Origin of the sequence: Vibrio sp. 10N.222.54.E6 (genome assembly GCF_041473955.1) — a bacterium.
Classification (GTDB): Bacteria; Pseudomonadota; Gammaproteobacteria; order Enterobacterales; family Vibrionaceae; genus Vibrio; species Vibrio tasmaniensis_A.
On the sequence record NZ_JBFRTD010000037.1, the window covers coordinates 1 to 26930 of the forward strand.

A 26930-nucleotide genomic window follows, 5' to 3' on the forward strand; every position below is an offset into this window, starting at 1 on the left:
TGCTTATCCGAACGGCATTACATCATACATGATGGGCTTTGATCTTAGATTCCAGTTCATCAAAGATGTGGTGGAACAAGCGAAGTGTTTTTGGCTTTCTTATTCTCCTCTTTCTATGAAGAGTGAGAATGTTTCGGGGAAAGCTAAGCTGTTTTTGTTACGGGCTTTGCTTCCTTTTCTGATTCTTCATCAGCAAGGTCGATATCGCCTTTGCCTTTTGAAATTTTGATAACGTAAGCTGCGATACCGAATGCACTCACTACGCCGATGATGGTTGAAAGCTGCATTGGCAGACCGAAGCCTAGCTGACTGTTGTTCAGGATGAATGTAATACACACAGAAGTCATGAACACAGCTGGAACCGTTGTTACCCAGTGCAGTTTATTGTGACGAAGTAGGTAAGCTGAAGCCGTCCACAGCATCATTACTGCTGTTGATTGGTTAGCAAAACCGAAGTAACGCCAGATGATACCGAAATCTACTTGAGTCAGGATACCACCGATAACGAACAGTGGTAGAGCCATCAGTAGGCGGTTACGCAGTGTCTTCTGTTCCATGTTGAAGTATTCAGCAAGGATAAGACGGCTTGAACGGAACGCTGTGTCACCAGAAGTGATAGGTAGGATAACCACGCCAAGGAAAGCAAGGATACCGCCAAATACACCCAGTAGGCCAAATGAAGCGCTGTATACCACGTTACCTGGGCCGCCGTTTGCAATCGCGTCAGATAAAGACTCAACTGAACCGAAGAATGACAGAGCAAGCGCACACCAGATTAGAGCGATGATGCCTTCACCAATCATTGCACCGTAGAATACGAAGCGACCGTTCTTCTCGTTTTCCATACAACGCGCCATCAAAGGAGACTGAGTTGCGTGGAAGCCAGAGATAGCACCACAAGCGATAGTGATGAATAGAGCAGGCCAAAGTGGTAGGTCATTCGGGTTCATGTTGGTGAACATGTCTTTCATCTCGAAGCCACCCATGATTTGGTGCTCGTCAGATAGACCAATCGCAGTGATTAGGCCAACAGACATAAAGATAAGTAGTGCACCGAACAGTGGGTAGAAGCGGCCAATGATTTTATCGACAGGGACAATCGTTGCGATGATGTAGTAAGCAAAGATGATAACAACCATGGTTGTTGCAGACATTGCGAAATCAGTTTGGTCGTTGACGAGGTTAGTGATCATGCCTGCTGGAGCAGAAACGAATACCACACCAACAAGAAGCAGTAGAACAATGGCAAAGATGTTCATAAAGTGTTTTGCGCCATTGCCTAGGTAACGTCCAGTGATGGTTGGAACCGAAGCACCACCATTACGGATAGATAACATACCTGAGAAGTAGTCGTGTACTGCACCTGCGAAGATACAACCTAGAACGATCCAAAGCATTGCTGCTGGGCCGTAAAGAGCACCCATGATAGGGCCGAAGATTGGACCGACGCCTGCAATGTTAAGCAGCTGAACTAGGTAAACCTTTGGTGTTGACATTGGAACGTAGTCCACGCCGTCTTGCTTGGTGTGAGCGGGTGTTTGACGCTTTTCATTGACACCGAATATCTTTTCGATAAAGGCACCGTAAATAAAGTAGCCACCAATGAGTGCTGCAACACAGGTAAGAAACCACATCATAATTTGTTATCCCTGAATGTATTAATTAAGTCAGGGTGTATATTAAAGGAGTGTATGAGAAGAAACTTCCGCTACTGGAGTGAGTGGTCGAATAGCTAATTAAGTGGTGTTATAACCGGTTTAGTGGTTTGTGACCTTTGCGGAGCGGTTGGTTACTGGTGTTGAGAAGTGTCATGCTTCTAGTTAGTGGTGACTTATCAGCTTTAAGCGGTAATCAATAAATATCAACGGCAGATAACAGACATAAGTGGACATCAGTCAGTGTTCAGCGGAGAATCGCCACAAAGGCAGCGCTTCGTCAGAAAGTGATGAAGTAACAATATAAAGGATTGAAATGAAAAAAATAATCGCATTATTCGCCGTGGCATTTAGCCTTGCAGGATGCAGCGCCAATGTTCAAGATTTAGCGGCCGAAGGCAATTGGCAAGAGATTGGCTATCGTGATGGTATCAAAGGCCACACTCAGCGTTCTTATTCAGATATGGCCGAGCTTGGCGGAGTCGATCAAGCTAGCTATACAGAAGGTTACCATTTAGGTGTGACGGAATATTGTAATCCGAACCATGCTTATCAAATTGGTTTATCTGGTCAGGTGTATGAAGGCGTGTGTTCTGGTACGGAAGACGCTCAACGTTTCCGTATGGAATGGCAACGTGGCTGGGATGAGTTCTCAAACGACTATTAAGCCCAAGCTAGCGATAACAAATTAAAACTAAAAAAGACCAGTACTGCATGTGTACTGGTCTTGTTGTATGTCGTTAAAGTCACTCTCTAAATGAGAAGCTACAAACAGAATTGAGATTACTGATTATTCTCGACCGCTTTTCTCAAGAAGCCATTTTGTTGATCAAGTTGAGCCTTGGCCAGTTCTAAATCTAGCCCTGTCAGAATCATTAAAATAGATAGCTTCACATCATAATCGGTGTTTTTAAGTGTCGAAACTGCAAGGGCTTTATCACATTCAGTTGCTTGGATTACGATACGAGCTGCGCGGGCAACCAGTTTTTCGTTGGTCGCCTTTACGTCGACCATCAGGTTCTGATAGCTCTTACCAATACGAATCATGCTCGCAGTGGTGAGCATATTAAGCACCAGCTTTTGTGCTGTCCCTGATTTGAGTCGTGTTGAACCAGTCAATGCTTCTGGGCCAACCACTGGGCTAATTGCGATTTGAGCAATCTCAGCAATTGGAGAGCCTGGGTTACAAGACAGCGCAACCGTCACCGCACCAATCTGATTCGCATAGTTGAGCGCACCAATCACGTAAGGTGTACGGCCACTGGCTGCAATGCCTACCACGACATCGTTTTCTGTAAATTGAATGGCTTTCAGGTCTTCAATACCGAGAGTCAGCGAGTCTTCCGCTCCCTCTTTGGCTTTTAAAATCGCTTCTGGTCCGCCAGCGATTAAGCCGATAACCATTTTGTCTGAAACACCGAAAGTCGGAGGGCACTCTGAGGCATCTAATACACCTAATCGACCACTGGTGCCTGCACCCATATAGATCAGTCGGCCACCGTTTTGAAAGGCGTGAGCGATCTTGTCAACCGCTTTCGCGATCAGTGGTAATTCGGCTTCGATCGCCAGTGGTACCTGTTTGTCTTGTTGGTTAATCTTTTCAACCACTTCGAGAGAGGTGAGTAGATCAATATCCATAGTGTCAGGGTTTCTCCCCTCCGAAACGAGGTGCGAGAGCGCTGATATGAGAGCGTCGTTACTCATAATGATCCTTAAATGGTGATTCTAAAATGATGGTTCTAAAGTTGTTTAGTCAGCACGATAGAGAACGCCTAGAGAGGCCGCTCTGCTCGCGCCAGTCACTTCTGGTAAATTGCTTGGCAGTTGATGAACATGACGTTGAGCAAGCCACGCAAAGGCCATAGCTTCCATATAATCGGCATCAACGCCTTTACTGGTGGTTGACTCAACCTCCCAGCCAGGAAGCAGTTCAGACAGTCTCTTCATCAACAGTGGATTTCTCGTACCCCCGCCACACACATAGAGCGCAGGTTGGTTACCCAAGCGATAAGTCTCCACTTCATTCGCTATCGTCAATGCAGTGTATTCACAAAGTGTGTGCTGAACATCTTCTGCCGCAAGGTCTTTAAATTCTGTTAATTGTTGCTCTAACCACGGTAGATTAAATAGCTCCCTGCCAGTGCTTTTCGGCGGCATTTGAGATAGATAAGATTCATTTAATAACTGTTCGAGCAAGGCTTGATTGAGTTGACCTTTAAGTGCGAATTGCGCATCACGGTCAAACTTCTCACCCGTGTGCGTATCAACCCAAGCGTCCATCAACATATTGCCCGGGCCTGTATCATAACCAAGAGTAGGCTGATTCGGGCGCAGTACTGAAATATTCGAGATACCACCAATATTCAAGACTACAACCGAGCTGTCTCGCGGGTGAAAAATCGTATGGTGAAACGCGGGGACTAATGGCGCACCTTGTCCGCCAAGCGCCATGTCTTTGCGTCTGAAGTCGGCAACAGTTTGAATATCTGTTTTAGCGGCAATGATATTAGCGTCACCCAACTGCATGGTAAATGGCGAAGTACCGGTTGGCTGGTGGAATACTGTTTGGCCATGGTTCCCAATCGCAGTCACAGAAGATGCAGGCGTACCTGACTTATCGAGAAGTTGCAGAACAGCATCAGCAAATAGATGACCAAGCTGGTGGTCTAGTTCGCCAATGGCAATCAAATCCGTTTTCTGACCAATACAAACTTCAAGCAGACGCGCTTTGAGATCATCAGGCATTGGGAACTCATCATGAGCGAGCAATGTGATGCGCGAATCTTCAATCGAAACTAAGGCGGTATCAACACCGTCCATACTCGTCCCCGACATCACACCGATATACAGTTCTTTACGATCCATTCCTAAGCTCTTGCACTGCATTCTTAAAGTCTTCCAAAGATTGGTTTAAAAACATTGTAAAGCAAATTTAAAGAGAATAATCTCGGGAAGTTTATGAAATTAGGTTTAATAAGGGATAAATATGGGACCGTTGTGGGTAGATGTCGCGGGCTACGAACTGACAGCTGAAGACAGAGAAATTTTAGAGCACCCAACCGTTGGTGGTCTCATCTTATTCGCTCGAAACTACCACGATAGCAAACAGCTTTCGGCGTTAAATAAAGAGATCCGCAAGGTCGCGAAACGTCCTATTTTGATTGGCGTTGACCAAGAAGGTGGCCGAGTTCAGCGCTTTCGCGATGGCTTTTCAATTATCCCTGCCGCTCAAGAATTCGCGACTAAGAATAATGGTGAGCAGTTAGCAGAACAAGCCGGTTGGTTGATGGCGGCGGAATTGATTGCCCATGATATCGATCTGAGCTTTGCGCCTGTATTAGATAAAGGTCACGACTGTAAAGCGATTGGTAGCCGAGCGTTTGGTGAAGATATTGATACCATCGTTCGCCACAGCAGTGCTTTTATTAAAGGCATGAAATCGGTTGGAATGGCGACAACAGGGAAGCACTTCCCAGGACACGGCGGTGTAATTGCTGATTCGCACTTAGAAACGCCTTACGATCCTAGAGATGATATCTTTGAAACAGACATGGCCATTTTCAAGGCGCAAATTGAAGCCGGAATATTGGATGCCATGATGCCAGCACACGTGGTTTTCTCTCACTATGATGATCAACCAGCGAGCGGCTCTGAGTATTGGTTGCAGAAAGTATTGAAGCAGCAGCTTGGATTCAAAGGCTTAGTTTTTTCTGACGACTTAACGATGGAAGGCGCGGCCATTATGGGCGGACCAGCAGACAGAGCGAAAGCAGCTTTGAATGCTGGCTGTGACATGGTGCTGATGTGTAATAAGCGAGATGCACAAATTGAGGCTCTTGATCATTTAGCGATTCAAGAGGTGCCTTTAGCCAACTCATTGCTTAAAAAGCACTGCTTTGATTTATCGACGCTTCACTCGGATAGTCGATGGAAAGAGGCCTCAGAGCAAATTAAGCGAATGTTAAACGCTGGGTGATAAATAAACACTCTATAAGTTTGAAGAAGGCGATATGAGAAATATCGCCTTTTTTGTATGTGTGAGGTGCAGTTTAAGCTGGTTTGTGTATCAGAGTGAATTAAAGAAGATGTGTAAGTTTTAATTTACAGTAAATGTTTTTTATTGTTTACACTTGCAATCGTTTTTGTAGCTGTTATTGTGTTTTTAAAGATTGTCAGCCCAAATGGAAATTGTGGGTGTAAAAATAAATATACAGGTTGAGTTATGCAGAAAAGTGAATTAAGCAATGTCAATATCATCGACGAACAGGTACTGATTACTCCTGAGGAGTTAAAAGCAAAACTGCCTTTGAGTGATAATGCTCGTCGTTTCATTCAAGAGTCTCGTCAAACTATAGCAAACATTATTCATAAGAAAGATCATCGCATGCTTGTAGTATGTGGCCCATGTTCTATCCATGATATTGAAGCTGCGAAAGAATACGCGAAACGCTTAAAAGCTTTATCTGAGCAGCTTAGCGACCAACTGTATATTGTAATGCGTGTTTACTTTGAGAAGCCTCGTACCACTGTTGGTTGGAAAGGCTTGATCAATGACCCACATCTAGATGGTACGTTCGATATTGAGCATGGTCTGCATGTTGGTCGTGAGTTACTTGTTGAACTCGCTGAGATGGAAATCCCACTAGCAACAGAAGCGCTAGATCCAATCAGCCCGCAATACCTAGCAGATACATTCAGCTGGGCAGCAATCGGCGCTCGTACGACTGAATCACAAACCCACCGCGAAATGGCGAGTGGTCTTTCAATGCCAATCGGCTTTAAGAATGGTACGGATGGCAATCTAGGTACTGCAATCAATGCAATGCAGGCGGCTTCTTCTAGCCACCGTTTCATGGGTATCAGCCGTGAAGGTCAAGTCGCACTACTAACGACGCAAGGTAACCCAAATGGTCACGTAATTTTACGTGGCGGTAAGCAGACGAACTACGATTCAGTATCGGTACACGAATGTGAGCAAGAGCTGGGTAAATCTGGCTTAGAGGCGGCACTAATGGTCGACTGTAGTCATGCGAACTCTCGTAAAGATTTCCGTCGTCAACCGCTGGTGGCTGAAGATGTCATCCATCAGATTCGTGAAGGTAATAGGTCGATTATCGGCCTGATGATTGAGAGCCATATTAACGAAGGAAACCAATCTTCAGATATACCTCTCAATGAGATGAAATACGGTGTATCTATTACCGACGCGTGTATCAATTGGGATTCAACTGAGGCACTATTGAAACGTGCACATACGGAATTAGTCCCGTTCTTAGAGAACCGCTTGAAAGGTTAGTCAGAGTTTAAATTTAAGTGCCTCATCTAATGGGGCATTTTAAGATCTGTTGCTAACGAACCTGCATCAGTGCGGGCTTTTAGATTGGCACGGGCTTATAGATGAGTAAGGAATAAAATGGCCGTTGAACTGAACGAATTACGCGACCAAATCGATGCTGTCGATAAACAAATGTTGGATTTACTGGCTCAACGACTGGCTCTAGTGGAGAAAGTCGGTGAAGTAAAAAGTGAACATGGTTTACCTATTTATGTACCGGAACGTGAAGCCGCAATGTTGGCATCTCGTCGTCAAGAAGCCGAGAAAATAGGAGTACCACCGCAGTTAATCGAAGATATTTTACGTCGTACGATGCGTGAGTCTTATGCCAGTGAAAAAGATTCTGGTTTTAAGTGCCTTAACCCAGAGTTACGTTCAGTGGTTATCGTTGGTGGTAATGGTCAGCTTGGTGGTCTGTTTGGACGTATGTTCAAGCTTTCTGGTTACGAAGTGAAAATCCTTGGCAGCCAAGATTGGGACAAAGCCGATGAGATCTTAGATAATGCTGGCCTTGTGGTTGTAACGGTTCCAATTCACCTGACAGAAGGTGTGATTGCGAAGTTGGGTAACCTACCAAGCGATTGTATTCTTTGTGATTTGACGTCGATAAAATCAAAGCCTCTACAAGCTATGTTAGACATGCACCAAGGCCCTGTGGTTGGATTACACCCAATGTTTGGTCCTGATGTTCCAAGCCTTGCGAAACAAGTGATTGTTTACAGTGATGGGCGTAGTTCTGAAAGCTATCAATGGTTGCTGAATCAATTTGGTATTTGGGGCGCGAGCCTTTGCCAGATGGATGCTGCGGAACACGATCACGGCATGACTCTGATTCAAGCTCTCCGTCACTTCACTTCTTTTGCTTACGGCTTACACCTAAGTAAAGAGAACCCGAACATTGATCAGCTTCTGAAGTTAAGCTCGCCAATCTACCGACTTGAGATTGCGATGGTTGGTCGTCTGTTTGCTCAAGACCCGAACTTGTACGGTGATATCATTCTTTCTTCAGATGAGAACATTGAGATGATTCGACGTTTCCATAGTCGTTTCGGTGAAGCATTGGAAATCTTGGATGGGAAAGATAAAGCTAAATTCGTTGATAGCTTTAATCAAGTCAGTGATTGGTTTGGCGACTACTCGCAGCAGTTCTTGCAAGAGAGCCAAAGTCTTCTAAAACAAGCACATGACTCGATTCATCGAGGCTAATTACGATTTGAAATCATAAAAAAGAGCGACCATCAGGTCGCTCTTTTTGTTTGTACTGAATGCTATGAAAGCATTTGGTCTACTGTAGGCTAAAAGCAATTAGATCATCATAGGCCAAATCAATATCCCTCAATAACCAATAACCAATAACTAGTTAGTCGTGATAGGTTTCTTACTATCTTCACTCGATACGGTGTCTATGGTCGAGCTAATGTAAGGCACGTTAGTCAGGTTGATCTGCAAGCGAACCACATTATCAATCAGTTGAACCAATGGACCCCACTTAACCTTTTTCTCTTTCTCGAACACGTAGTTGAAGTTCTCAGGTGTCCAATCCATCAAGTATTGAGGGTTCAATGAACGACCAAGAAAGCGTACCTCATAGTGCAAGTGTGGCCCGGTTGAGTTACCTGAGTTACCACAGCTCGCAATCACATCGCCTTTACTCACAAATTGACCGCTACGTACTTTGAACTTCTGTAGGTGCGCATAAGAGCTCATGAAACCGAATGAGTGACGCATAGTTATAAAGTTACCGAAGCCTTTCTTACTTGGGCGCACGGTTTCAATTACGCCATCAGCTGGCGCTACTATATCTTCACCACGCTTACATGTTAGGTCGATACCAGTATGAACGTGGCGTTTACCTGTTATAGGGTTCGAGCGACGCCCATAAGAGGATGATATGCGTTGATAAGCCATAGGGCTGTCATTTGGAATCAAACGAAACATTGTGGCTCTGACTGCTGAATCTACTGCAGCTGCATCAATTCGGTCTTCTAAAGAGACGTCATCAGTAAGCGGCTCTTCATCGGTCAGGCCAAGCACTGATTCCACATCAAATACACGCTTGCCAAGTAACTGAATAGTGCCTTCTTTCTCGGTTAATGCTTGAGACAGTGAGTGATTGGTTTCTACCTGCTCAGCGTAAAGAAAGTCGGTTTGTTCTTTTTCAACAATCAGTGTTTCAATCAATTGTTGTGCATCATCGGCTTGTAGGGCGAGTTCTTGCTTGCCCTCAAAGTGCATGTATGCAGCTCCGCCAATCAATAGAGGCACTGAAAAAATTGCGGTAGTACATAGTAGTACGGCTTTTCGACCGAAATAAAACGTCTGATCCCCTTGGGTTAAGGGGATTGTAATGGAAACTTTTTTAGACATGGTTCTGTATTAACTAAATGCTTCTAATAGAAAAAGGGGAATGGAGACGTCACTCATTACCTAAATCGGTAAGGTGTTCAATCTCTCTATAAAGCAGTTCATCGTCGCCAACGTTAAGTTCCACAAGGCGCTTAAGGTAGCTGATACTATCAATATCTAAATGCTCTATACGTAAACGCATTGAGGTATTGATGGTCGAGACTATCGTTGCTTCTAACTGAATATTGATATCACTGTTTTCGAGCTTAAAGCTGACTTGAACAGGAGTGTCAGTTCTGAGTTGCTGTAATTTATCACATTGAATGAGTAAACCATGAAGAGATAGGTCTTGCACTGAGCCTGATACATTTACTTGTCCTTGTGAAATCTCAGTCGGAACTTGATAAATAACTCGTGAAAATTTACGTCTTTCAAGCATAGGTAATCTCTCTATATCAATAGGTAAATAGTAAGCCAGATATATCAAAGGCCGCTATTATCGCGGCCTTTGTTCAAAATACAAGCTTATTTACTTTGCAATACGTTTGTATTTGATGCGGTGAGGTTCTGCCGCTTGTGCACCTAGAGTCTTTTTCAGCCACTCTGTATATTCAGTATAGTTACCTTCGTAGAAGTTAACTTGACCTTCATCACGGTAGTCTAAGATATGGGTCGCAATACGGTCAAGGAACCAACGGTCATGCGAGATAACCATTGCACAGCCAGGGAACTCAAGTAGTGCTTCTTCAAGAGCTCGTAGTGTCTCAACATCAAGGTCATTGGTTGGTTCATCGAGTAGCAGTACGTTACCGCCCGCTTTTAGCAGTTTCGCTAGGTGAACACGGTTGCGTTCACCACCTGAAAGCTGACCGATGATCTTCTGTTGGTCGTTGCCTTTGAAGTTGAAACGAGAGCAGTATGCACGAGCAGGGATTTCGAAGTTGTTGATCTTAATGATATCAGCGCCTTCAGAGATCTCTTGGAATACTGTTTTTGTGTCGTCCATGCTGTCACGGAACTGATCAACAGAAGCAAGCTTAACCGTTTCGCCAAGTTCAACTGTGCCTGAATCTGGCTGTTCTGCGCCACTTAGCATCTTGAATAGTGTTGATTTACCCGCACCATTGGCACCAACGATACCAACGATAGCGCCTTTAGGCATGCTGAATGATAGGTCATCGATAAGAACGCGATCACCAAATGACTTCGTTAGGTTCTTAACTTCAAGTACCTTGTCACCTAAACGCTCACCTGGTGGGATGAACAATTCGTTGGTTTCGTTACGCTTCTGGTATTGGCCAGTCGTCATTTCTTCAAAACGAGCCATACGAGCTTTAGACTTAGCTTGACGACCTTTAGGGTTTTGACGAACCCATTCAAGTTCTTTCTCAATCGTTTTTTGACGTGCGCTTTCGCCAGCTTTTTCTTGCTTCAAACGCTCATCTTTCTGTTCTAGCCAAGATGTGTAGTTGCCTTCCCATGGGATACCTTCACCACGGTCAAGTTCTAGAATCCAACCTGCAGCGTTGTCTAGGAAGTAACGGTCGTGGGTAATTGCCACAACAGTACCGCTGTAATCAACAAGGAAATGCTCAAGCCAAGCAACTGATTCTGCATCCAAGTGGTTGGTTGGTTCATCAAGAAGCAGCATGTCTGGCTTCTCAAGAAGTAGACGACAGATAGCAACACGACGACGTTCACCACCTGATAGGAATTCGATTTTCGCATCCCACTCAGGAAGGCGAAGTGCGTCAGCTGCACGCTCTAGAGCTGTCTCTAGGTTGTGACCGTCTTTCGCCTGAATCAGAGCTTCAAGCTCACCTTGCTCTTTCGCCAATGCATCGAAATCTGCATCAGGTTCTGCGTAAGCGGCATATACTGCGTCGATGCGCTTAAGTGCGTCAGCAACATCTGAAACCGCTTCTTCTACGATTTCACGAACGGTTTTTGATTCGTCTAGTACAGGTTCTTGAGGTAGGTAACCTACTTTTAGACCTTGTTGTGCACGTGCTTCACCATCAATATCAGTATCAATACCAGCCATGATACGTAGTAGGGTAGATTTACCTGAACCATTTAGACCCAAAACACCGATTTTAGCGCCAGGAAAAAAGCTAAGAGAAATGTCTTTAAGAATTTGACGCTTAGGTGGAACAGTTTTGCTCACCCGAGACATGGTATATACGTATTCAGCCATTGCCGATCGATCCTAATTATTGTTCAAAATTGTTTGCTATTTTATACCAATATCCTCAAAGATGTTACTCCTAGGACAGAAAAGCCATTCTTGAACTAATCCTCACCTATTATTGTCACATTGGTCATTAAAACTATATTTAATAAGCTTTCGAGGCGATGTGTTAAATATTAACAATATTTACACTCAAACTCTTTACATTTGATGTGATGTCGGGCGTAAATAGACTTCACGTATTCATACACGCACTAAGGAAAGAGCGAATGTTTTTCCGCATTGGTAATACGAAAATTGCTGTCGCTGCATCGGCAATTTTGTTTTCATTTTCACAGGCTCCAATGGCTATGGCCAGCAATGCTTCCGAGCTTGAAATGCAGCGTGATGTTTATGACAGAGCGCAAGAGGTTTTAGACAACCGTGATCTAAAAGCTTATTCAGCACTTCGTAACAAAATTCAAACATACCCGTTAACACCTTACACTGACTATCGCGCCTTTTTACTGGGCTTAGGTGATCGAACGCCAAGCGAGGTGGATGCTTTTATTGAAGAGAACACAGCACTGCCGTTTTCCAATCGTATACGAGCGCCTTATTTAGATTTATTGGCGGCTCAAAAACAGTGGAAGACGATCCTTGAGTTTCAAACCCAAGAGCCTGTTGGTGAAAAATATCAATGTATCTATTACCGCGCTAATTATGAACAAGGTAATCAAGATCTCGCCTTTAAAGGTGCGAAACAACTTTGGTTAAGTGGCCGTGGTGTTGATGATAACTGTGATTCACTTTTCGAAAGTTGGGATGAAGCGGGCTTAAGAACGGATCAGCTGATTCTGGACAGAATGCTTTTAGCGTTCGAGAGTCGAAACGGTAAGTTAATGAGCTACTTGGTTAAGCAATTAGATCATGATGAGTCAATTACTCAAGCGAAGCAGATGAAGGCGTTGTACAACAAGCCTGAAGATGTACTCGCGTTTGCTAAGAAGCACCCAGCGAATGAATTCTACCAAGCACAAACCGAATTTGGTTTCGAGAAGCTAGTAAGGAAATCCGCAAGCAGCGCTCAAGAGGTTTTTGATGATGTTGTGAAAGCTCAAAAATTTTCGAAAGAAAAATCCCAAGAGCTCGCGGATTACCTAGCGTTCCGCTTGATCAATACCGACTCTGAAGAGTTGATGGCGTGGCGAGACAAAATGCTCGCGAGTTCATCAAAGCAAGTTTTGCTGGAAAGACGTGCTCGCTTAGCTATTCAACATGCCGATTGGACGGGTTTGAAAGAGTGGATTGCGCGCTTAGATGGTAAACATCAAGCTTCGCTTCGCTGGCAGTATTGGCAGGGTAGAGCTGAGATTGCGCTAGGCGATACTGCTGAAGGTAATAAGCGATTGTCAGACATTTTGGGTCAGCGTAATTTCTATAGTGTGGCTGCCGCTAAGCAATTAAATAAGCCTGTTAGCTATCCAACGTCGACCCTTAAATACAGTGCAGAAATGGTGAAACCATTCGACACTTCTTTGGTTCGCATAGGTGAGCTGATTGAGCGAGATAAAATAGCGGCTGCAAAGAGTGAGTGGCGCTGGTTATTAAGTCATGCAGATAAAGAGCAAAAAGCGATGCTTGCTGCTCATGCTGCGACACAGCGATGGAATCACTTTACGGTAACGGCGAGTATTTCTGCGAAGATGTGGGATAACATTGCGTTACGTTTCCCTGTCGCTCATAAGTGGTGGTTTAATTTCTATGCCGAGAAGCACGATCTCGATCCAATTACTTTGATGTCTTTAGCAAGACAAGAGAGTGCGATGGATTCAGAGGCTCGCTCTCCAGTTGGCGCGCGTGGCATCATGCAAATTATGCCAAAGACGGCGCAATACACGGCTAACAAACATAAGATTAAGTACCAGGGCAGCGATGATCTTTATGATGTAGGTAAGAATATTGAGATAGGTAGTCATTATTTAGATGGCCTACTCGCTCAATATGATGATAACCGCATCTTCGCATTTGCCGCGTATAATGCTGGCCCTAGTCGTGTGAAACAGTGGCGATCTCGCAGCGATGAAAAGCTCGATGCATTTGCTTTTATCGAGATGATCCCATTCAAAGAGACTCGTGGTTACGTTCAGAATATCTTGATGTTTGAGACTTACTATCGAGATATCCTGGGTGAGAAAGGGACGTTTTTAGCACCTCACGAGGCAAAAACGAAATACTAAGCTTTCTGTATTTTTCTCCAAGCTGAGTAATATTAAAGGCAGTGAGTGCGAACCATTTCCACTTACTGCCTTTTTACATTGGATCACATCAAGTGTTTCGGTATAAAGTGTTCGACGCTTTCAATCGTTAAGCGACTCTTTAAAGTCAGAATTTAAAAGTAAGTGTAGAGATATGGCATCACAACCTGAATATGAGAATTGGCAACAACTGATGGACTTGGTAAAGACGGCTGTCGAAAAAGATCAGCATGAACTATTGTTGACCATGATGATGACACCAGACGAGCGAGATGCTTTAGTTGCTCGAATTAACATCTTTTGTGAGTTGATGAAAGGTGAGATGTCTCAACGACAGGTTAGCCAAATGCTGGGAGTAGGCGTCGCGACGATAACCAGAGGCTCAAATGAGCTAAAGGCCAAATCTGAACAAGAGAAAGCCGTGATCGCCGACCTTTTGCTCAAACAATAACTGAGTCAAGCAACCTCTGAGTAGTGTGTCTATTAATTCGATAAAAACGCTAACTGAATGTTAGCGTTTTTTAATTCTGGTGATTGTTCTCTGAGGCTTTCGAAGTTTAGCGAAGATCTAGATAGGAAAGTGCTCTGGATTCACAAATGGGATCAGCGCTAAAATTAAAGCCTGATGATAGACAGAGCTGCGTGTTAGTTGGTTATGCGTTAGTAGGCCAATCGCACCGCCTTTTTGTTTGATATTATCGGTGCCAAACACTTCATCCATCACATCCCCTAGCTCGTTCGCATGTTCTAACTTTTCAAGTACTGCAGGTGGCAACATCAAACTTGCTGAACGCGATTCTCCACGTAGGCCATTTGCTTCGATCACCATCCATGCAAAGGTAACGTTTTTTTCTATTCCAGCTTCTAATCCCACATAAAAATCTGCATTAGGCTGAGCTTGGATCGTGTTGTAAACACGATTTACCGCACCTTGATAGGTTTCGTCGTTGCTCATGGGTTGATCGGCGACGCCACTAGGGACACTGATGCCTTTGAAATCAAATTCAGTATCAGGAAAAGCCGATAAGAATGCACTTTTAACGGCGCTAATTTTAGCTGGATTCAGCGATGCGATGATTACAGATTTCATGTGGTTGATTCTTTTTATTATCGATAAAATTGAGTTGATGCTGTCGGTACCATTCCGTCAGCTCTTCTAATGGCATTGGCTTACCAAAATAATAGCCTTGTAGCATATCGCACTGCGCATCTTGTAACCACTGATGCATGCATTGAGTTTCAATTCCTTCGGCTGTGACCTTTTTCCCTTGAGCATGGCATAGCCCGATAATGGGTTTCACTATGTTCTGGTTATCTGTCTCAATCAAGGTGTCCAAAAAGGTTTTATCCAATTTAATCTTCTGAGTTGGATATTGAACCAGTTGAGTGATCGAGGTGTAACCAGAACCAAAGTCGTCGATTGCTAATCTATAGCCCATGTATGATAACTGGTTAAGTAATGGGAACCCCTGAGAGTTTGAGTAAAAGGTTTCTGTGATTTCAAAATCGATCAAATTGGGCGGAATCTGATTGATTTTCGCATGCTCTTTGATGAAATCAGCAAGGTGAGTGGTTTTAATCCCGGCTGAAGATAAGTTAATCGATAGCTGAATAGAGTGATCGAATTGAGCTTGAAGTTGATGGAATGAAGCAAATGCATTCTGGATAACCCAGCGATCAATTATTTCAAATAATCCGGTTTGTTCGGCGATAGGAATGAATTCATCGGGTGGCACTAAACCAAGGTGTTTTGAGTGCCAACGTAATAGCACTTCTACACCAATAATATAACTTCCTGTTGAGTCCATATAAGGCATGTAAACGAGCTTAAACTCTTCATCAAAATTATTTTCTCTGAGGGCGCTCTCAATACTGGCTTGACGCTGAATGGTTTTATCTAAGTCTAACGAGTAATCTGCGAATTGGTTTTTACCTGCACGTTTGGCTTGATACATCGCGGTATCAGCATTCGAAAGAAGCTTCTCGATTGTATCGCCATCATTAGGGTGGGTCGCAATACCAATACTGACCGTAATCGGGAAATTACCTGACTCGGTGACAAACCCCTTTTGTAGTGGGGTGAGTAAATCATTCGAAAATCGATGTGCGATATTTTCTTGGTGATTTGGAGCATTAATGTATACAACGAACTCGTCCCCAGAAAGTCGGGCTGGCAGACAGTGGGCATTTAATTCTGTTTTGTAGTGGTTACAAATATTGGAGATACGCTGAGCAAAACTGACGAGAATCGAGTCGCCGATCTGATGCCCGTATTTGTCGTTCACAAATTTGAAGTTATCTAAATCAAAGTAGAGAACCCAGGTTTCGGTGTTCGAACTAGGTTTTGACAACGACTGCTGCACGAAGGTTTGAAACTGGTGCCTATTGGCTATTTGGGTCAACTGATCATTTTCTGCCAACAACTTAGTCTGTTGGTACGTGTCATCCAACTCTTGGTACATATCATAAAAGCGTTGGGATAAGCGCCCCAACTCATCATTTGTTCCTAGGCGCTCAATGTTTTTTCTCTGTTTTTTCTCAACCTCTTGAAGCTGCCTATCTAAACGGGTGATCGGGTTTATCACCCAGCGAGATAGCAGGATCAGCAGTAAGGTAACACTGACAAATGCAGATAGGGCAAAGGATAGGCTCAGTTCATTCCAGATAGATTTGAGTTTGTTGTCTAATAAGAATGGTGCAGGATCGAGCGTGGCGTAGAGGCCAGGTGCTAGCTTTATAGATTGTGTTAACTCACGCCCCTGTGTCACTAACGTAGGGGTAAAAAACAAACTAGTTTGATAGTCGAACTCTATCTGTTTTCGTAGTGAATTAAACTTATCAAGAGAGACAGATACAACCACAAAAAACACATTGTTGGGTGGATCGTTTATTGGTGTCGAAACTGTTTTTTTATCAATAACATCATAATGAACTAATACCCCTTCACCTTGGGAATTCTGTATGTAGTCCGTACTCGAAGTTGCTAACGTTTTTTGATATTGATGCTCAATGAACTCTAATATCTTGGGATCCATTTTTGCGAAAGGATCATTGGTATTGTCAGCGTAATATTTAAGAGCTCGATCGCTATCAAGCAACGCGACCCTTGTAAAACTGTCGTTACCATCTTGCAGTAACTTAATCGTTTCGTTTAGGTTATCAGTCAGTTCACGTTGGTGGTCGACATTTTCATCAACCATAAAATAACGCTTAACCAGGTCACTATTGGTGAGGGTGTAGGAGTAATTGTTGAGGAAAGAACGAGACTGTTGAAAATAGCCTGCTAATTTTTCCATGCTTAATTGCAGTGCATTGTCTTCACGTTTGATAAAGCTGTTTTTTTGCGTGGAATAGATGATATAGCTAGAAGCCGCTGTACTGAACAGTATTACGGGGGCAATCACAAGTAATATTTTAGTACTTAGCTTCATGGTTATTCACAACATGGTTTATAAATTTTAGCGCGCAAGTTTATGTTATTTCGAGAGTTCTTGCCATCGATTATATTGTGTTTGAAGAGTTTTGTTTGGGTTTTAAGTTTTTGTATTTAATGATTAAATTATCAGTAATGAGTGTTTAAGTACGGTGGGGGTGATTGAAGTGGATAGGAGTGAGAATCAGTAACACAACCAATTCCTTTTTAAGTATACAGACTTTGCGTATTCCTTAGTTCGAGTTTTATTCCATTAGTTACTTTCTTTTAGCATTTGGCCTGCAGTAGGCCAAATGCTTGTATTAGTGAAAAGCTTATAGCAGTTAAAATGGGGGAACAGATAATAAAAAGTTAAGACAACTTAACTTGAGTAGCCTTAATGTTCTCACTTGGGTAACAACCTAACACTTTTAGGTGACGAGTTATGGCTGTTAGTTCCGTTATCGCTTGCTGCATATTATCTGAATCTAAGTGTGCTTCTAAATCCACATAGAACATCTCTTCCCAAGGGTTACCCATGATAGGACGAGATTCCAGCTTGGTCATGTTAATACCTAAGCGTTGCAGAATCAGCAGTGTTTCAACCAAAGAACCGGCTTCTTGAGAAGTCGACATGATGAGTGTCGTCTTAGCTGGGATCTGAGTCGATACTTCAACAGGCTTACGAGCGACCACGATGAAACGAGTGTGGTTCTCAGTTTGATTTGCAATGTTGCCTTGGATTGGTTGAAGTCCATAAAGCTTGCCGCTCGATGCATTACCAATCGCTGCCACATCATCACCGTCTAGATCTTTTACCTTTTTCATAGCATCAGCTGTGCTTGCACAAGATTCAAGGCTGACATCTTTAAGGCGGCTTAAAAACTCACTGCATTGTTGATGAGGTTGTGGGTGCGAATAGAGCGTTTTAATGTCTTCTAAACGAATATCATTTTTCGCGACAAGGCAGTGTTCAATCGGTTGAGAAAGTTCACCAACGATGTAAAGCGTTGTGTGTTGTAGCAGATCGTAGACTTCGTTAATTGACCCTGAACTGGTATTTTCAATCGGCAGTACACCGTAGTCGGCATGGCCCGATTCTACAGTCGATGCGACTTCTTTGAAGTGATTACAGTTCAGCTCAATCAATTCCATATTCTTGCGGCTGAAGTATTCACGGCTCGCAAGGTGAGAATACGATCCCTTAGAACCTAAGAATGCAACGCGAGCTAGTGGTTTACGGCTTTGTGGATTCGCAAGGTTTTGCAGGTATGACTGTTGCAGCAGAACCGAATCTTCAATGATGGTATGAAACAACTTAGTAATGTACTGCGCATCAAGCTCGTATTTATCTTTACCGTTGTTGATCAATTTGACTAGTAGTTGTTGCTCTCGTACTGCATCACGAACGGGTTTTGACGTTTCTACCTTGCTTTTAGCGACTTCGATACTCAGCTTACGACGCTCTGAAAGTAATTTTAGGAGTTCGTCGTCTAAATCATTGAGACGAAGGCGGATATCATCTAGTGAAATTGTTCGGTCAGTCATAAATGTGTCCTTATAAAAAAGCCCCCCTAGTGTGGGAGGCTTCTTGTTCGTTTTTGACTTGTTTTTCTAAAACGACTTAGCCTCCGATTTACGGAAGAAAAAAGAAGTCAAAAATAAACAAAGAGTGAGAGTGCATAAAAAGTGATTGTTTTATGAATGTTTAAACACAATAAGCAAGCGAGCTACGAGCGTCAAGCAAAAAAATAGCGCCCTGAGGCGCTATTTTTTAATCTGTCATATTTCCTTATTCTACTTCAGCTTCTAGCTCTTCGATTTCAGGCTTTTCAGCGCGGCGCGCTTCTGGTTTATGGCGCAGCTTGTTGAGTTGACGCTCTAGTTTTTGTTCTACTTCGTTAATAGCTACGTAGAGGTCGTCATGAATTGATGAAGCAACAAGTTGGCCTTTTGGTACCGTTAGAACGGCTTCAAATTTTTTCTTTTTATTTGGTTCTTCGCTAAAGCTCGCTTGGCAGCCAATGATGTCTACTTGCCATTTATCCAGCTTCTTAAATTTGCTTTCTATGTGATCACGGATTGCAGAGGTAATGTCGATATTTTTACCAGTGATGTTCATTTTCATAGAAGTTTTCCTCTGTTGTATCCCTCATGGGTTAACTTCAGATTACGACTTTTAGGAATAAAGAATGTGATTTAGATCTTGTTTTGGTTGGGTGGGATAAGCATTAAAATCAAATGTGATCTCACGCAAGTCTTGATATCTTTTTGTCGAAAAATACTTGTTATCCCTATGAAAAACGATAAGTTGGAGGCAAGGCTTCGCTAAAAATTAAACCAGTTTTTAGGGGCGGACTACAGCCTATAGAAAGTGCTTGATTGAAATTTACTCAATAGTGTTTTGTGATATAGGTATCATGATGTAGCTCTCTGCGTAAGCTTCTTCAGAATTAGATAAACAAAAGCCGCATAAGTTTTCTTATGCGGCTTTTATGTTTTTAACCTTATCTAACACCTTTGTTCCTCAAGCTCTGATGTTAAGGGCGAAGTTAATCGTTAGTGTTCAGTAATCTCGCTGTACCGTCCTCTCGGATGGCATTGATTGCTTGCAATTGTTTGTAAATGACGAAGTAACGATTGATGTTGGCGACATAGGTTACGGGTTCTTTACTCACGTACTTACGAGTGATGATTTCCACGTTTTTAAACCAGATATTTGGGTTATAACCCTTTTTTTTAGCAATGTTCCGCATCTTTCTTATCTTAGCGGGGCCGGCATTGTAAGAAGCTAAAGTGAAGTAGATTTGATTGTCAGGCGATATCGCTGGATCGTCAAAATATCGGTCTTTGATAAAGCGCATATATTTCACACCAGCATGGATGTTGTTATCCACCTTATGTATGTTTTTTATATTGACGTTTTTGTCTTTGGCGGTACTTGGCAACACCTGCATTACACCGATGGCGCCTCGGTGAGAAACCCTGCTTTGATCAAGTCCAGACTCTTGGAAACCTTGAGCTGACATCATCAAAGGGTCGAATTCGTATTCATTCGAATATTTTTCAAAGACATCTGCCAGTTTTGCCACTCGGTCTACTTTATTTGGGTTGAGTGCTCGCCCTAACCAACGAGTGTTGTCGATGTATTTATTATAGATAACGTTCCCAAGTAGAGTTCCTGTTCGTGCGGTCTTTACGTATTTGTTGATCTCTTTCTTTAGCTGAGGGCTGTCTTTTCTCAGTGCCCAAGCAATTTGACCATTTTCACGCAGCGGCAACTCAGTGTGTACCTGAATGTTTTCCATAACATCGAGCCAGAGCTTAGCTTTGTGGCTATCTAGAACTGTACCTTGTATATAACCCTGATTAACTAGTTCTATCAGCTCGTAGTCTTGCAATGATTCTTCGATAAAGTGGACATGCAGTGGTGGTAAACCTAGTGCGTTAAGCTCTTTGTTGACTCTTTGAACACTCTCGAAGTAACTTGAGCTAGCTCGGATCCAGACCTCTTGACCACTCAATTGCTTGATTTCGGTGATAGGGGCAGAATTTTTTCCGGTGATAATCAGTTCTTTCCCATCTTTGATCATTGGATCGGAAAAATCGATGACACTTAACCGCTTGTCGGTGATCGTTAGGTTGGCGACAGCGACATCACCGTAACCAGATTCTAACGAGGGGAGTAGATCATCTCGTTGCACGGGGATGATTTGAACGTTGAGATAGGGGTGCTTCTTACGAAGACTTTTCTCAAAGTGGTAGAGCATTTCTGCCACAATACCTTTTGGCTTGCCATCTTCTATGTAGTAAAAGCCCAGATCAGCCGAAACCAATACTCTCACTGTTCCTTTTGTTTTGAGTACATCTAAGTCTCCCATGTAAGGTTGATTGCTCAATGGGGACAGTTCTAATGCGTTGGAAAGTTGGCTAAATAACCCGATCCAGATAAATAATAACATCCTGCTCACATCCACACTCCATGTTGATGTTTTGTTAAAAGTTATCTATTGAAGATACTGCTTATGTTGCCATTCATCAAGTTTACCAGACGAAGTTCAAAAAAAATCGCGCTAACAAATTAGCGCGATTTTGAAGTGATTGTTTTAGTTAACGACGAGTGTGATTCGCTGACTAAGGCAGTGGATTGAGCTCGATTAACTTTTCTGTTCGTAACACTGCGTCTTCTAAGCCTAGTTGTTCATAAGCTTCTAATTGAATGTCTAAAGACTTACGTGCAGCAATGGTGTCAGGGTAAGTCTTCTGTAACTCTTGTGTTCTGTTTATAGCTGCAATCCAAGCTTCACGACGCAGGTAGAAATCAGCGGTTGCTAAGTCATACTCCGCTAGGCGGTTTTTCAGTGCGAACATGCGTTTTTGTGCATCTTCAGCGTATGGGCTTGCAGGGAAACGTTCTAACAGTCGTTTGAAATCAGCAAATGCAAGTTTCACTGGCTCTGGATCTCGGTCGCTACGATCGATATTAAAAATATCATGCATGAAGTTTCGGTCTTGTGCCATATGCGTTAAACCGCGCATGTAAAGAACCCAATCTTGTTTCTCATGAGTTGGGTTTAAACGTAGGAATCGCGAAATAGTCGCAAGGCCAAGCGCCAAGTCATCATTTTTGTAGTAAGCGTAAATCAGATCCAGTTGTACTTGTTCAGAATAGGCGCCGAATGGGTAACGTGAGTCTAAGGCTTCTAGCTTTTCGATTGCAGAAAGCCAGCTACCACTCTGCAGTGATTCTTGGGCGTCAGAGTAAAGAACCGATGGCGGTACATCCGGTACTATTTCTTCACTACTTGAACAACCAACTAAGAGTGATACGGCTAATAGACCCGTTAAAGTAAGGTGTTTCATGTCAGGCGTCGATTCCTTGAATTAAATATTTCGTAAGCTTCCGTTACTTTCTAACCAGTAACAGATACAATGATGCAATTATTCTATTTTATCCATACTAATGGGTATTAGTCTCACGGTTTTTAAAAAAGTTCGATATGGCTCAGCAGATAACATTAACAGACACAGTAAAAAGCAGCCAGTTAGGTCAACGTTTAGACCAAGCTGTCGCTGAACTATTTACCGATTTTTCTCGCTCTCGTATTAAAGAGTGGCTTCTTGACGGCAAAATCCAAGTGGATGGCGAAGTTATCACTAAACCGCGCACCATAGTTTTGGGCGGTGAAGCGATCATCTTACAAGCAGAGCTTGCGGATGAAGAGCGCTGGGAAGCACAAGATATTCCGTTAGACATTGTCTATGAAGATGATGATTTATTGGTTATCAATAAACCTCGCGATCTGGTTGTACACCCAGGTGCAGGTACGCCGGATGGAACCATACTAAACGCATTGCTTTTCCATTACCCTCAGATTGCTGAAGTACCTCGTGCGGGTATTGTGCACCGTCTTGATAAAGACACAACTGGTCTTATGGTTGTGGCTAAAACGGTTCCAGCTCAAACTCGCCTTGTACGAGCTCTTGCTAAACGTCGTATTACTCGTGAATATGAAGCAATTGCTATTGGTAAAATGACCGCTGGTGGTGTGGTTGAGAAAGGCATTAGCCGTCATGCAACTAAGCGTACGTTAATGGACGTTAATGAACTGGGTAAGCCTGCGGTAACTCACTACCGTGTTGCTGAGCACTTCCGCGAACATACTCGTATTCGTCTGCGCCTAGAAACGGGTCGTACTCACCAAATCCGTGTTCACATGTCATACCTTCAGCACCCGTTGTTAGGTGATATTGCGTACGGTGGTCGTGCACGTATTCCAAAAGGTGCATCTGAAGAGCTAACGACAATGATTCGTTCTTTTGATCGCCAAGCGCTACACGCGGTTATGCTGAAGTTTGTTCACCCGATTACTGGTGAAGAAGTAGAGTTCCACGCACCTGTGCCAAATGACATGGTTGTGATGGCTGAAGCGTTGCGTGTTGATGCTCGCGAAAACATAGAAGACGACATTTAATCGTGTCAATGATCATCCCTGACTGGAATGCACCAAAAAACGTGAAAGCATTTGCTTCGACTCGTTTTGATGGTTGTTCTACAGGTGCTTATCAAGGGTTAAACCTTGGTATGCATGTTGGGGATGATGCTTTACTTGTTGAAAGTAATCGAACATGGCTAAAGCAACAATCTAAGATGCCCACGGCTCCAGTATGGCTAAATCAAACTCACTCAACGGATGTCATTACGGTTTTAGAACCTGTGGCGAATGTGCTTGATGCGGATGGTGCATTTACCACTGCAAAGGGGATTGTGTGTTCTGCGATGACAGCCGATTGCTTACCGGTCATCCTTACCGATACCAAAGGCACTCAAGTTGCTGCCGTTCATGCCGGTTGGCGTGGTCTTGCTGGTGGCATTCTTGAAAATGCCGTAGCAAAGTTTTCAAACCTAGATTCAGATAATCAGATCATTGCTTGGCTTGGCCCTGCTATTGGTAAAGATGCGTTTGAGGTGGGCAACGATGTGTTGGACGCTTTTGTTCGTTTTGACCCTCAAGCGAAATTAGCATTTAAAGCTAAATCTGAACCCGGCAAGTGGTTAGCAAACATGTCTCAACTTGCGACTCAACGATTAATGAAAGTTGGCGTGACTTCGGTGACAGATTCGAATCTATGTACATACGCAGATTCAGATGCTTTCTATTCTTATCGTCGTGATGGTATTACTGGGCGTCAGGCAACATTTATTTGGTTAGAGTAATCTCTGACTAGCATAACCACTCATCCAGTTCATTTATATTTTCATATCAGCTCTATTCTTCATCCTTATCCCTTGAAAATCTGCGTTACCGTATCCATCTTCTAACCATAAGATAAACATATCTAAGAGTAGGAAGGTTGGCATGCGTCTCGATCGATTCACTAGTAAATTCCAAATTGCGATATCTGATGCTCAGTCGCTCGCATTAGGTCGTGATCACCAATATATAGAACCTGTACACCTAATGGTGTCTTTGCTTAATCAAGATGGCAGTGCGATTCGTCCATTGCTCACTATGCTGAATATTGACGTTGTTCAATTGCGTTCTAAATTGAGCGAAATATTAGACAGAGTCCCAAAAGTAAGCGGTATCGGTGGTGATGTTCAGCTTTCTAACGCAATGGGAACGCTATTCAACCTATGTGACAAGGTCGCGCAAAAGCGTCAAGACAGTTATATATCTTCAGAAGTATTCCTACTCGCTGCAATAGAAGACAAAGGATCTCTAGGTAACTTACTTAAAGAGTTAGGCCTTACTGAGCAAAAACTATCTCAAGCTATCGAGCAAGTTCGTGGTGGTCAAAAGGTTGATGACCCGAATGCGGAAGGTAGACGCCAAGCTTTAGAGAAGTTCACCATTGATCTGACCGAGCGAGCAGAGCAAGGCAAGCTAGATCCTGTGATTGGTCGTGATGATGAAATTCGTCGCACGATTCAAGTCCTTCAACGTCGTACTAAGAACAACCCTGTCATTATCGGTCAACCCGGTGTAGGTAAAACTGCGATTGTCGAAGGTTTGGCTCAGCGTATTATCAATAATGAAGTGCCTGAAGGCTTAAGAGGCCGACGAGTGCTTTCATTAGACATGGGCTCATTAGTTGCGGGTGCTAAATATCGTGGTGAATTCGAAGAGCGTCTAAAATCAGTGCTTAATGAATTATCGAAAGAAGAAGGCAATGTCATTCTCTTTATCGATGAAATTCATACTATGGTCGGCGCAGGTAAAGGCGAAGGCTCTATGGATGCGGGTAACATGCTGAAACCAGCATTAGCTCGTGGTGAACTGCATTGTGTCGGCGCAACAACGCTCGATGAATACCGACAATATATAGAGAAAGACCCGGCTTTGGAGCGTCGATTCCAAAAAGTGATCGTGGATGAACCCACCGTTGAAGACACGGTAGCGATTCTTCGTGGTTTGAAAGAGCGCTATGAACTCCACCATCATGTAGAAATTACCGATCCTGCTATCGTAGCGGCGGCAACGCTATCTCACCGATATGTTTCAGATCGTCAGTTACCAGATAAGGCGATTGATCTCATTGATGAAGCGGCTTCGAGTATTCGAATGCAGATAGATTCAAAGCCCGAGTCATTGGATAAGTTAGAGCGCAAAATCATTCAATTGAAGATCGAACAGCAAGCTCTGACGAATGAAAATGATGAGGCCAGTGAAAAGAGGCTTCGTACGTTACAAAGCGAACTTTCTGAGAAAGAACGCGATTTCGCAGAGCTTGAAGAAGTTTGGAACGCTGAAAAAGCGGCGCTGTCTGGTACGCAACATATTAAATCAGAGCTAGAACAAGCTCGAATGGATATGGATTTTGCACGACGCGCTGGTGACCTTAACCGTATGTCTGAATTGCAATATGGTCGAATCCCAGAATTGGAGAAGCAGTTAGATCTCGCGACTCAAGCTGAAATGCAAGAAATGACCTTATTACGTAATAAGGTGACCGACGCTGAGATCGCCGATGTCCTTTCAAAGCAAACCGGTATTCCTGTTTCTAAAATGCTAGAAGCGGAAAAGGAGAAGCTTCTGAAAATGGAAGGTGTTCTGCATAAGCGGGTTATCGGTCAAGCGGAAGCGGTCGAAGTGGTATCGAATGCGATTCGTCGTAGCCGTGCTGGTTTGTCTGATCCGAATAAGCCGATTGGTTCGTTCTTGTTCTTAGGGCCAACAGGTGTCGGTAAAACCGAACTGTGTAAAACATTAGCTAACTTTATGTTCGATAGTGAAGATGCGATGGTGCGTATCGATATGTCTGAGTTTATGGAAAAACATTCTGTCGCTCGTTTAGTTGGTGCGCCCCCTGGTTATGTGGGCTATGAAGAAGGTGGGTACTTAACCGAAGCTGTTCGTCGAAAACCTTATTCTGTCATTCTGCTTGATGAGGTAGAGAAAGCTCACCCAGATGTTTTCAATATTCTATTGCAGGTTTTAGATGATGGACGATTAACTGACGGACAAGGTCGCACGGTCGATTTTAGAAATACCGTGGTAATCATGACATCGAACCTAGGTTCAACTCGTATTCAAGAGAACTTTAATACATTGGATTACCAAGGCATTAAAAATGAGGTTATGGAAGTGGTGGGTAAACATTTCCGACCTGAGTTTTTGAATCGAGTTGATGAAAGCGTTGTGTTCCATCCATTAGGCCAAGAGCACATTGAGTCAATTGCCGCTATTCAGCTTGAGCACTTGAAAAAGCGAATGGAAGACAATGGTTATGAGCTTGAAGTATCGGATAAAGCACTGAGGCTGATTTCTAAAGTCGGTTTTGATCCTGTATATGGTGCGAGGCCTCTTAAAAGAGCAATTCAGCAGAGTGTTGAGAACCCATTAGCGAAAGCGATACTTGCGGGGAAAATCAATCCGGATAAGAAAGTGCAGCTATTAGTGAATAACGACCGAATTATTGCTCACCAATAATCAAGGTAAGAACGATAGGTACGATTAGTCGAAATTAAGACGCAATCGTACCTATTTTGAACGCTTTGAGTGAATAGTGTCCGAACGATCGCCTGTGGCGATTTTTTTCTGTTTTTGGTCTTGTGCAAAGGGGGATTCTCTCTATAATGCGCCTCCGTTGCTAGGGATAACCAAGCGGTTTGAACTAAGTAACGAGACGACATTAAGCATTTAAGATGCTTTGAAAAATTAGCTGGAAAAAGTGTTTGACACTGGAACCCAATTCGCTAGAATGGCCGTCCACTTAGAGATGCTCCTTACTAAAAGGAACGCTCAACAAG

Annotated in this window: 21 protein-coding genes and 1 other annotated feature; of the genes, 9 read left to right on the forward strand and 12 right to left on the reverse strand. The window is 43.3% G+C overall.

Annotation, left to right across the window (positions count from 1 at the left end):
• Positions 1-143: 143 nt before the first annotated feature.
• Complete coding sequence (locus tag AB4513_RS20740; protein ID WP_009848450.1) at positions 144-1637, reverse strand: carbon starvation protein A; 1494 nt, start codon at positions 1635-1637, stop codon at positions 144-146.
• A 334-nt stretch (positions 1638-1971) separates the two neighbouring features.
• On the opposite strand from AB4513_RS20740, the gene AB4513_RS20745 reads away from it, so the two are divergent.
• A complete protein-coding gene (locus AB4513_RS20745; RefSeq protein WP_009848451.1) occupies positions 1972-2322 on the forward strand; it encodes a DUF2799 domain-containing protein in 351 nt (116 codons plus the stop codon).
• A 116-nt stretch (positions 2323-2438) separates the two neighbouring features.
• On the opposite strand, the gene murQ is transcribed toward AB4513_RS20745, so the two are convergent.
• Both murQ and AB4513_RS20755 read right to left on the reverse strand, forming a co-directional pair.
• Positions 2439-3359, reverse strand: a complete 921-nt coding sequence (murQ, locus tag AB4513_RS20750) for an N-acetylmuramic acid 6-phosphate etherase (protein WP_032555324.1) — start codon at positions 3357-3359, stop codon at positions 2439-2441.
• A gap of 45 nt (positions 3360-3404) precedes the next feature.
• The gene (locus AB4513_RS20755) at positions 3405-4520 is read right to left on the reverse strand and encodes an anhydro-N-acetylmuramic acid kinase (RefSeq protein WP_009848453.1); all 1116 of its coding nucleotides are present in this window, start codon (positions 4518-4520) and stop codon (positions 3405-3407) included.
• Between the two features lie 121 nt (positions 4521-4641).
• Here AB4513_RS20755 and nagZ point away from each other — a divergent pair, with 121 nt between their 5' ends.
• From nagZ to tyrA, 3 genes are all read left to right on the forward strand, one after another.
• Positions 4642-5631: a beta-N-acetylhexosaminidase gene (nagZ, locus tag AB4513_RS20760; RefSeq protein WP_009848454.1), complete on the forward strand. Its 990-nt coding sequence runs from the start codon at positions 4642-4644 to the stop codon at positions 5629-5631.
• 246 nt (positions 5632-5877) lie between these two features.
• A complete protein-coding gene (locus tag AB4513_RS20765) occupies positions 5878-6951 on the forward strand; it encodes a 3-deoxy-7-phosphoheptulonate synthase (protein ID WP_009848455.1) in 1074 nt (357 codons plus the stop codon).
• A gap of 117 nt (positions 6952-7068) precedes the next feature.
• Positions 7069-8196 carry a bifunctional chorismate mutase/prephenate dehydrogenase gene (tyrA, locus tag AB4513_RS20770; RefSeq protein WP_009848456.1) on the forward strand — a complete coding sequence of 376 codons (1128 nt, stop codon included), beginning with the start codon at positions 7069-7071 and terminating at the stop codon, positions 8194-8196.
• A gap of 150 nt (positions 8197-8346) precedes the next feature.
• Here the strand turns inward: tyrA and AB4513_RS20775 are convergent, their stop codons facing one another.
• The 3 genes from AB4513_RS20775 to ettA all read right to left on the reverse strand — a co-directional run bounded on the left by AB4513_RS20775 (position 8347) and on the right by ettA (position 11533).
• Entirely contained in the window at positions 8347-9357 is a 1011-nt protein-coding gene (locus AB4513_RS20775; protein WP_017103007.1) for a M23 family metallopeptidase, read from the reverse strand.
• 49 nt (positions 9358-9406) lie between these two features.
• On the reverse strand, positions 9407-9775 hold the full coding sequence (locus AB4513_RS20780; RefSeq protein ID WP_009848458.1) for a PilZ domain-containing protein: 369 nt from the start codon (positions 9773-9775) through the stop codon (positions 9407-9409).
• A 90-nt stretch (positions 9776-9865) separates the two neighbouring features.
• Positions 9866-11533 (reverse strand): energy-dependent translational throttle protein EttA, encoded by a 1668-nt coding sequence (gene ettA / locus AB4513_RS20785; protein ID WP_009848459.1) that lies wholly within the window; start codon positions 11531-11533, stop codon positions 9866-9868.
• 263 nt (positions 11534-11796) lie between these two features.
• Here ettA and AB4513_RS20790 point away from each other — a divergent pair, with 263 nt between their 5' ends.
• Both AB4513_RS20790 and trpR read left to right on the forward strand, forming a co-directional pair.
• Positions 11797-13746 carry a transglycosylase SLT domain-containing protein gene (locus tag AB4513_RS20790; RefSeq protein WP_009848460.1) on the forward strand — a complete coding sequence of 650 codons (1950 nt, stop codon included), beginning with the start codon at positions 11797-11799 and terminating at the stop codon, positions 13744-13746.
• A gap of 172 nt (positions 13747-13918) precedes the next feature.
• On the forward strand, positions 13919-14215 hold the full coding sequence (gene trpR / locus AB4513_RS20795; RefSeq protein WP_009848461.1) for a trp operon repressor: 297 nt from the start codon (positions 13919-13921) through the stop codon (positions 14213-14215).
• A gap of 117 nt (positions 14216-14332) precedes the next feature.
• Here the strand turns inward: trpR and yjjX are convergent, their stop codons facing one another.
• The 6 genes from yjjX to AB4513_RS20825 all read right to left on the reverse strand — a co-directional run bounded on the left by yjjX (position 14333) and on the right by AB4513_RS20825 (position 22039).
• Complete coding sequence (gene yjjX / locus AB4513_RS20800) at positions 14333-14854, reverse strand: inosine/xanthosine triphosphatase (protein ID WP_009848462.1); 522 nt, start codon at positions 14852-14854, stop codon at positions 14333-14335.
• Positions 14817-17195: a bifunctional diguanylate cyclase/phosphodiesterase gene (locus AB4513_RS20805; RefSeq protein ID WP_009848463.1), complete on the reverse strand. Its 2379-nt coding sequence runs from the start codon at positions 17193-17195 to the stop codon at positions 14817-14819. The genes yjjX and AB4513_RS20805 overlap by 38 nt, the downstream gene beginning before the upstream one ends.
• Before the next feature lie 353 nt (positions 17196-17548).
• Entirely contained in the window at positions 17549-18724 is a 1176-nt protein-coding gene (pheA, locus tag AB4513_RS20810; protein WP_009848464.1) for a prephenate dehydratase, read from the reverse strand.
• Positions 18725-18736: 12 nt separating this feature from the next.
• Positions 18737-18858 (reverse strand) — a sequence feature (Phe leader region).
• Positions 18859-18968: 110 nt separating this feature from the next.
• Positions 18969-19304 carry a ribosome hibernation-promoting factor, HPF/YfiA family gene (gene hpf, locus AB4513_RS20815; protein ID WP_004735034.1) on the reverse strand — a complete coding sequence of 112 codons (336 nt, stop codon included), beginning with the start codon at positions 19302-19304 and terminating at the stop codon, positions 18969-18971.
• Between the two features lie 424 nt (positions 19305-19728).
• Positions 19729-21153 carry a lytic transglycosylase F gene (locus AB4513_RS20820; protein ID WP_309598818.1) on the reverse strand — a complete coding sequence of 475 codons (1425 nt, stop codon included), beginning with the start codon at positions 21151-21153 and terminating at the stop codon, positions 19729-19731.
• A gap of 157 nt (positions 21154-21310) precedes the next feature.
• On the reverse strand, positions 21311-22039 hold the full coding sequence (locus AB4513_RS20825) for an outer membrane protein assembly factor BamD (protein WP_009848466.1): 729 nt from the start codon (positions 22037-22039) through the stop codon (positions 21311-21313).
• 137 nt (positions 22040-22176) lie between these two features.
• On the opposite strand from AB4513_RS20825, the gene rluD reads away from it, so the two are divergent.
• From rluD to clpB, 3 genes are all read left to right on the forward strand, one after another.
• Positions 22177-23151: a 23S rRNA pseudouridine(1911/1915/1917) synthase RluD gene (gene rluD / locus AB4513_RS20830; protein WP_009848467.1), complete on the forward strand. Its 975-nt coding sequence runs from the start codon at positions 22177-22179 to the stop codon at positions 23149-23151.
• Positions 23152-23159: 8 nt separating this feature from the next.
• Entirely contained in the window at positions 23160-23894 is a 735-nt protein-coding gene (gene pgeF / locus AB4513_RS20835) for a peptidoglycan editing factor PgeF (RefSeq protein WP_009848468.1), read from the forward strand.
• Between the two features lie 142 nt (positions 23895-24036).
• Positions 24037-26610, forward strand: a complete 2574-nt coding sequence (gene clpB / locus AB4513_RS20840) for an ATP-dependent chaperone ClpB (RefSeq protein WP_102258350.1) — start codon at positions 24037-24039, stop codon at positions 26608-26610.
• Positions 26611-26930: the final 320 nt, after the last annotated feature.

Bases quoted from the DNA above. Each gene is read 5' to 3' on its own strand.
- AB4513_RS20825 (WP_009848466.1), bottom strand. From the start codon at position 22,039: ATGAAACACCTTACTTTAACGGGTCTATTAGCCGTATCACTCTTAGTT.
- murQ (WP_032555324.1), bottom strand. From the start codon at position 3,359: ATGAGTAACGACGCTCTCATATCAGCGCTCTCGCACCTCGTTTCGGAG.
- AB4513_RS20805 (WP_009848463.1), bottom strand. From the start codon at position 17,195: ATGAAGCTAAGTACTAAAATATTACTTGTGATTGCCCCCGTAATACTG.
- AB4513_RS20775 (WP_017103007.1), bottom strand. From the start codon at position 9,357: ATGTCTAAAAAAGTTTCCATTACAATCCCCTTAACCCAAGGGGATCAG.
- nagZ (WP_009848454.1), top strand. From the start codon at position 4,642: ATGGGACCGTTGTGGGTAGATGTCGCGGGCTACGAACTGACAGCTGAA.
- pgeF (WP_009848468.1), top strand. From the start codon at position 23,160: ATGATCATCCCTGACTGGAATGCACCAAAAAACGTGAAAGCATTTGCT.
- AB4513_RS20755 (WP_009848453.1), bottom strand. From the start codon at position 4,520: ATGGATCGTAAAGAACTGTATATCGGTGTGATGTCGGGGACGAGTATG.
- yjjX (WP_009848462.1), bottom strand. From the start codon at position 14,854: ATGAAATCTGTAATCATCGCATCGCTGAATCCAGCTAAAATTAGCGCC.
- AB4513_RS20790 (WP_009848460.1), top strand. From the start codon at position 11,797: ATGTTTTTCCGCATTGGTAATACGAAAATTGCTGTCGCTGCATCGGCA.
- hpf (WP_004735034.1), bottom strand. From the start codon at position 19,304: ATGAAAATGAACATCACTGGTAAAAATATCGACATTACCTCTGCAATC.
- AB4513_RS20740 (WP_009848450.1), bottom strand. From the start codon at position 1,637: ATGATGTGGTTTCTTACCTGTGTTGCAGCACTCATTGGTGGCTACTTT.
- clpB (WP_102258350.1), top strand. From the start codon at position 24,037: ATGCGTCTCGATCGATTCACTAGTAAATTCCAAATTGCGATATCTGAT.
- AB4513_RS20780 (WP_009848458.1), bottom strand. From the start codon at position 9,775: ATGCTTGAAAGACGTAAATTTTCACGAGTTATTTATCAAGTTCCGACT.
- ettA (WP_009848459.1), bottom strand. From the start codon at position 11,533: ATGGCTGAATACGTATATACCATGTCTCGGGTGAGCAAAACTGTTCCA.
- tyrA (WP_009848456.1), top strand. From the start codon at position 7,069: ATGGCCGTTGAACTGAACGAATTACGCGACCAAATCGATGCTGTCGAT.
- trpR (WP_009848461.1), top strand. From the start codon at position 13,919: ATGGCATCACAACCTGAATATGAGAATTGGCAACAACTGATGGACTTG.
- AB4513_RS20765 (WP_009848455.1), top strand. From the start codon at position 5,878: ATGCAGAAAAGTGAATTAAGCAATGTCAATATCATCGACGAACAGGTA.
- AB4513_RS20745 (WP_009848451.1), top strand. From the start codon at position 1,972: ATGAAAAAAATAATCGCATTATTCGCCGTGGCATTTAGCCTTGCAGGA.
- pheA (WP_009848464.1), bottom strand. From the start codon at position 18,724: ATGACTGACCGAACAATTTCACTAGATGATATCCGCCTTCGTCTCAAT.
- rluD (WP_009848467.1), top strand. From the start codon at position 22,177: ATGGCTCAGCAGATAACATTAACAGACACAGTAAAAAGCAGCCAGTTA.